This is a genomic window from Neobacillus kokaensis (genome assembly GCF_014656545.1).
GTDB classification, from domain to species: domain Bacteria; phylum Bacillota; class Bacilli; order Bacillales; family Cytobacillaceae; genus Neobacillus; species Neobacillus kokaensis.
In genome coordinates, this window is sequence record NZ_BNDS01000058.1 from 1 (window position 1) to 3,894 (window position 3,894).

General features: G+C 40.9%; 4 protein-coding genes and 2 tRNA genes. All 6 read right to left on the bottom strand.

Translation table 11 applies throughout. The features are described 5' to 3' along the window. Positions 1 to 668: 668 nt before the first annotated feature. On the bottom strand, positions 669 to 1,703 hold the full coding sequence (gene tsaD / locus IE222_RS26080; RefSeq protein ID WP_191277301.1) for a tRNA (adenosine(37)-N6)-threonylcarbamoyltransferase complex transferase subunit TsaD: 1,035 nt from the start codon (positions 1,701 to 1,703) through the stop codon (positions 669 to 671). Further along, positions 1,700 to 2,149 (bottom strand): ribosomal protein S18-alanine N-acetyltransferase, encoded by a 450-nt coding sequence (rimI, locus tag IE222_RS26085; protein WP_191277302.1) that lies wholly within the window; start codon positions 2,147 to 2,149, stop codon positions 1,700 to 1,702. The genes tsaD and rimI overlap by 4 nt, the downstream gene beginning before the upstream one ends. Before the next feature lie 20 nt (positions 2,150 to 2,169). Then, on the bottom strand, positions 2,170 to 2,868 hold the full coding sequence (gene tsaB / locus IE222_RS26090; RefSeq protein ID WP_191277303.1) for a tRNA (adenosine(37)-N6)-threonylcarbamoyltransferase complex dimerization subunit type 1 TsaB: 699 nt from the start codon (positions 2,866 to 2,868) through the stop codon (positions 2,170 to 2,172). Then, entirely contained in the window at positions 2,865 to 3,320 is a 456-nt protein-coding gene (gene tsaE / locus IE222_RS26095) for a tRNA (adenosine(37)-N6)-threonylcarbamoyltransferase complex ATPase subunit type 1 TsaE (protein ID WP_191277304.1), read from the bottom strand. The genes tsaB and tsaE overlap by 4 nt, the downstream gene beginning before the upstream one ends. 175 nt (positions 3,321 to 3,495) lie before the next feature. Beyond that, a tRNA-Asp gene (locus tag IE222_RS26100) sits at positions 3,496 to 3,572 on the bottom strand. A 3-nt stretch (positions 3,573 to 3,575) separates the two neighbouring features. Then, a tRNA-Met gene (locus tag IE222_RS26105) sits at positions 3,576 to 3,649 on the bottom strand. Between the last annotated feature and the right edge of the window lie 245 nt (positions 3,650 to 3,894).

A 3,894-nucleotide genomic window follows, 5' to 3' on the forward strand; every position in this document is an offset into this window, starting at 1 on the left:
CTACCCACTACTATCAGTTTCCCTTGGCTCGGTCGCCTATACGCCTTATTGGCTACCCACGACCTGCTTTTTTCTTTGGGTTCAATACCTTATAACTTTTATTGCCGTTCATATTTGAATTTTTAACAAGTCTTGTTTATGAATGGACTTTTAAAATAAACTTTTCCACAAGCTTATACACATTTAAGATTGCTAAATACCTTAAATCATTTATGTTTTCCACATTATCCACAATAAAGTCATTACTTATCCACATTATCAACAGTATCAACATACTTATCCACAATCTTGGTATTTTTCAAAAAATTATTATCCACAAATATAAGCTTTTTTTATTATTCAAACGTTCGTTTAACCTTCTATCTTCCACCTTCTAAGCATTAGTCGATTCAATCAAACGTTTGTTAACCTATAAATTCCGAAATTACTAAGGCTTTCGGTTCTTCAAACAAACGTCTGTTTAACTTTTAAATACCATTTAAAATTTTCAATGAAACGTTTGTTTAGTTTTTTAATTCCTCCTGGTACCTAATCGAACGTTTGCTTAATTTCAAAATTCCTTAATTCCCAAGGCTTTTAGCTATTCAATCAAACGTTTAATTAGATTTCCAGCCGACAATCCCTTTTTCAAACAAACGTTTAGTTAAAAGCAAAAAAACCTTTCCCCATTAGGAAAGGTCCTCTGAATTAAATATTTCAATATCAAGCCCCGGATTTGCGTTTAAATCCATCCCGGCTCGTATGCCTTTTTCAAACATCACACTACCGGCCGCGGCAATCATCGCTGCATTGTCCGTACAAAGCGACAAGGGCGGTATAACTAAATCTGCATTAGAACGCGAAAATGCCTCTTCTAAAGCACTCCTTAGCCCTTTATTGGCAGCTACTCCACCGGCAACCAATACCTGTTTTACCCTATATTCCCTTACAGCATCAACCGTCTTTTTCACTAATACATCAATCACGCTTGCCTGGAAACTTGCGGCCAGGTCTTCAGGAGCAATCGTTTCACCACGCTGCTCTGCATTATGAACGGTATTGATGACTGCTGATTTTAAACCGCTAAAGCTAAAATCGTAGGAGCCTTCCTCAAGCCACGCCCGTGGTAAATCAATCGTCGGGCTTCCTTCATGTGCTAAGCGGTCAATATGTGGCCCCCCTGGATAAGGCATATTTAGCACTCTTGCCACTTTGTCATAGGCCTCCCCGGCAGCGTCATCACGCGTCTCGCCGATTACTTCAAAATGTCCATGCTCCTTCATGTACACAAGCTCCGTATGACCTCCCGACACCACCAGCGCCAAAAGCGGAAATTGAAGTTCTGTTACGAGTCGATTAGCATAAATATGACCAGCAATATGATGAACCGGTACAAGCGGTTTTTGGTGGGCAAATGCCAGCGCTTTTGCCGCATTAACCCCTATTAAAAGGGCACCTACAAGACCCGGACCTTCCGTCACCGCAATCGCGTCGATTTCAGCCATAGTTACATTTGCCTTCTCTAGTGCCTCTTCCAATACAATCGTTATTTGCTCGACATGGTGCCTTGAAGCAATCTCTGGTACGACCCCGCCGAACCGCTTATGACTTTCAATTTGTGATGCTACAACATTTGCGGAAATTTCACGGCCATTTTTAATGATTGCTACGGCTGTTTCATCACAGCTTGTTTCAATTCCTAGTATCAACTGATCTCTTTTCATAAGTTCACCCACATTACTAAGGCGTCTTCCTGATTATCCGAATAATAATTTTTCCGAATGCCGCCATTTTGAAATCCCATTTTCCGATACAGCGATTGGGCAACATGATTTGTCACTCTAACCTCCAGTGTCATGCTCCTCGCGCCCATTTCACGAGATACTTGGATAAGCTTCTGCATCAAGGCATCTCCAAGCTTTTTCCCCCTATATTCAGGAAGAATTGCCACATTAGTTACATGTGCCTCATCAATAACAATCCATACACCGCTATAGCCGATGATCTTCTTATTGTGCTCAAGCACAATATAAACAGCAAATTTATTGTTACGTAATTCATTATAAAAAGCTTCCCTGCTCCAAGGTAAAGTAAAGGAAGCATGCTCAACTTCTAATACCTGATCAATGTCCTCTTCCCGCATATAGCGAAAAACATATGAATCTTCCATCTTTCTAAGTCCTATCTATTTTAAATTTTTCCCTGTTTCTCTAACCAGTTTGCTTCTGCTTCCGCTAGGCGGATATAGTTTGGTACAAATGCATGTAGATCATCTCCGGGCATATCTTTCCCTAACCATGCCAGTTCTGATGGACGGGGATTTTGCTCTGTTGCATTTGCAAAAACGCCCTTAGCCCCCATTCGTTCTTCAAACGTTGACCGGTGGAGGATGACATCATTGCCGACAAATAAAACCGGCTGGTCCATATTTGCTAATTTTGGCGCCCAATCTGCCGCCATTACCAGCTGATCTGGTTCAACGGCTGTCAGTCTGCCATTTTCAAACCGATATAGCCCTGTATAGACTTGTCCTCTTCTAGCATCAACTATTGGAGACACATAGCCTTCAAAGTATCTTGCAGCGCCTGCAGCTAAAACCTCTAAACTAGAAATACCAACAAGGGGAATTTTTAAAGACCATGCCAATGTCTTCGCAATTGTTACACCAATTCTTACTCCTGTATAGGAACCAGGACCTTTAGCTACAACTATTTTCGTTAAATCTGCCGGACTCTTTTCACAATCGTCCATAAGCGTCTGAATAGCTGGCATGATTCGAACAGAATGGTTCTTTTTTAAATTTGTAATATATTCGCCAATTACTTGATTGTCATTAATAAGCGCTACTCCTAACGGATTGTTAGAAGTATCCATCGCTAAAATCGTCATTGAAAAATCTCCTTACATAATTGCTCATATCTTGGACCAATTGGGTTGAGAATAATTTTTCGCTGTTCGCCCTCTTTATGGTATAAATAAATAGTCAACAGATCGCTTGGCAGCTGCTCTTTGATTAAATGAGCCCATTCCACTACTGTGACACCATTACCTTCAAAGTATTCATCAAACCCCAGATCCTCTAATGAATCTGCTACCCGGTATACATCCATATGGTATAAAGGGAGCCTTCCCTTATACTCTTTAATAATTGTAAAAGTGGGACTATTAACAGTTCTCTTTATATCCAATCCTTTGGCTAAACCCTTGGTAAAGGTTGTTTTCCCTGCCCCTAAGTCTCCTTCAAGAGCAATAATATCGCCTGGCTGCAAATGGTCAGCAAGTCTTTTTGCAAATTGGGAGGTCTCTTCAGGGCTCATTGTTTTTAATTCATATTGGGTCATTTAATCACCTATTTTACTTTAAAAAATCTTTATCTTCATTTTACCTTATTTTTATACAAAAAAACCTTAGGATGTTTCCTAAGGGGACTAATTTTACTATTAAGTATATCAAAATTGCCTTTTTAAACATAAAAAAAGCCGAAACATTGTTTCGTACTTACTTTTTTTATTTAAATGGCGGTCTGGACGGGACTCGAACCCGCGACCTCCTGCGTGACAGGCAGGCATTCTAACCAACTGAACTACCAGACCATATTGCGGGGGCAGGATTTGAACCTGCGACCTTCGGGTTATGAGCCCGACGAGCTACCGGACTGCTCCACCCCGCGATAATAGAAAATATTAAGTTTAGCTCATGCCCTTAGTAACAAGGACTGTCCCGACTTTGAAAGCATATTCAAGCAGCTGTTCAGTCGGTACAACTCGCAGATTATTCGATGAAGTAACGCTCGTTGCTCCACCCCGCGATAATAAAAATATAAAATTTTTCCCAAGTCCTTATTAACAAGGACTAATAAAACAGCCCGGCAGCGTCCTACTCTCACAGGGGCGCGTGCCCCAACTACCATCGGCG

What these genes read in the sequence shown, in the direction of transcription:
- tsaD (WP_191277301.1), bottom strand. Translation starts at nt 1,703, where the DNA reads ATGAAAAGAGATCAGTTGATACTAGGAATTGAAACAAGCTGTGATGAA.
- rimI (WP_191277302.1), bottom strand. Translation starts at nt 2,149, where the DNA reads ATGGAAGATTCATATGTTTTTCGCTATATGCGGGAAGAGGACATTGAT.
- tsaB (WP_191277303.1), bottom strand. Translation starts at nt 2,868, where the DNA reads ATGACGATTTTAGCGATGGATACTTCTAACAATCCGTTAGGAGTAGCG.
- tsaE (WP_191277304.1), bottom strand. Translation starts at nt 3,320, where the DNA reads ATGACCCAATATGAATTAAAAACAATGAGCCCTGAAGAGACCTCCCAA.